Source organism: Arthrobacter silvisoli (assembly GCF_003369445.1).
GTDB classification, from domain to species: domain Bacteria; phylum Actinomycetota; class Actinomycetes; order Actinomycetales; family Micrococcaceae; genus Arthrobacter; species Arthrobacter silvisoli.
The window spans coordinates 1-1,665 of the sequence record NZ_QRCU01000055.1; the positions used below are offsets into that span (position 1 = coordinate 1).

Annotated in this window: 1 protein-coding gene; it reads left to right on the top strand. The window is 65.6% G+C overall.

The annotated features are described in order from the left end of the window. Nucleotides 1–268 precede the first annotated feature (268 nt). Nucleotides 269–1,375 carry an IS110 family RNA-guided transposase gene (locus DWV11_RS13305; protein ID WP_115789407.1) on the top strand — a complete coding sequence of 369 codons (1,107 nt, stop codon included), beginning with the start codon at nt 269–271 and terminating at the stop codon, nt 1,373–1,375. Nucleotides 1,376–1,665: the final 290 nt, after the last annotated feature.

Consider the following 1,665-nt stretch of genomic DNA (forward strand, 5'->3'; position numbering starts at 1 on the left):
CTAGACGATATGTGTGAGGGGGCTGCGGCCCGGGGTGGGTTCCGGTCCTTCTGATCGTCCATTGTCGCCGGGACGGCTCCGGACCGCGGGCTGTGGGGTGTGACTGGGTCCGGGGCCGTGCGGTCCGGACCCTGAATCCCGGCGGTGATGGCCTTTGTCAGAAGGACCAGGAAACGTGGGCTGGAACCTTCTCTTCAAGTTCTCGTGGGTTGTCCCCAGACTTAGTCCGTTGGGGCAGAGCCACATTTGAAGGTTGGAGGTTCCAGCTATGTTCGAGCGTACTCACGTGGGCCTGGATGTCCACGCCCTGACGGTTGCTGCCTGCGCGATCGACGGGCAGACCGGCGAGATTCTCCGGTCCCGGCTGACCCCGGACCACGGGCAGATCCTGGCTTGGATCCAGGGTTTGCCTGGCCCGTGCAAGGTGGTTTACGAGGCTGGCCCGACCGGCTTTGTCCTGGCACGGTTCCTGCGCGCGGCCGGCATTGATTGTGTGGTCGCGGCACCGTCCAAGCTCCAGCGCCCGCCCGGGGACCGGGTGAAAACCGATAGGAACGATGCCCTGCATCTGGCCCGGCTGCTGAAGCTGGACCAGATCACCGAAGTCACCGTCCCGGGCCCCGGGCAGGAAGCGGCCAGGGACCTGGTCCGGGCCAGGGAAGATACCCGCGGGGACCTGATGCGGGCCCGGCACCGGGTCTCGAAACTGTTGTTGCGTCAGGGCATCCATTACACCGGCGGGGATACCTGGACGCAGGCCCATCTGAGGTGGCTCTACCGGCAACGCTTCGATTCGGCCGCGCTGCAGTTGGCCTATGATCTTGCCCTTGACGCGGTCACGGAGACCCTGGCCCGGCGCGACCGTCTGGACAAAGCCATTGTGAAACTGGCCTATGACAGCGAGTACACCCCGGTCGTCAGGGCCCTGCAATGCCTGCGCGGGATCTCAACCCTGACGGCGTTCGGTCTGGCCGTGGAGATCGGGGACTGGAACCGGTTCACCGGCCGCACGATCGGCGCCTACCTGGGCCTGGTGCCTTCGGAGAACTCTTCCGGCCAGCACCGTTCCCAAGGAAGTATCACCAAGACCGGCAACTCCCATGCCCGTCGGCTGCTGATCGAAGCGGCCTGGCATCACCGCCGGCCCTACACGCACCCGTCAGTCTTGATGCGTTCGCGTTGGGAAGCAGCGACCCCCGCCGCCCGGGCCCGTGGGCAGGCCGGCAACCTGCGCCTGCATGATCGTTGGCTCGTCTACCTTGACCACCGGAAACGGCCCGTGGTCGCCAATGTCGCGATCGCCCGGGAACTGGCCGGCTGGTGCTGGTCCCTGGCCAGCGAAGCGCAAACCACCGCCGCACAGCAGCGGCCTTGAAACCCCGGGATGTCCGGCGCAGGTGTCTCTCGCAGCGCGTGGAGCGAACTCGCGCCGAAACTATGAGCAACCCGTAAAACGGTCACACTCGACCCTAGAGAAGCGATACGCTCCAGCCGAACACCTTCGCCCTGCGGTAACCAACCCGCGCATATTAGTCTGACCACGCCGTCGCCAACGACACGCTGAACACCCGCCAGACACCCCGGCCTACATCCCAGAAGCGGCCCCAGGCTCACCGACCCGGGCCCCCTTCCCCCTGCCTCTTGACAGAAACGACTACATATTAG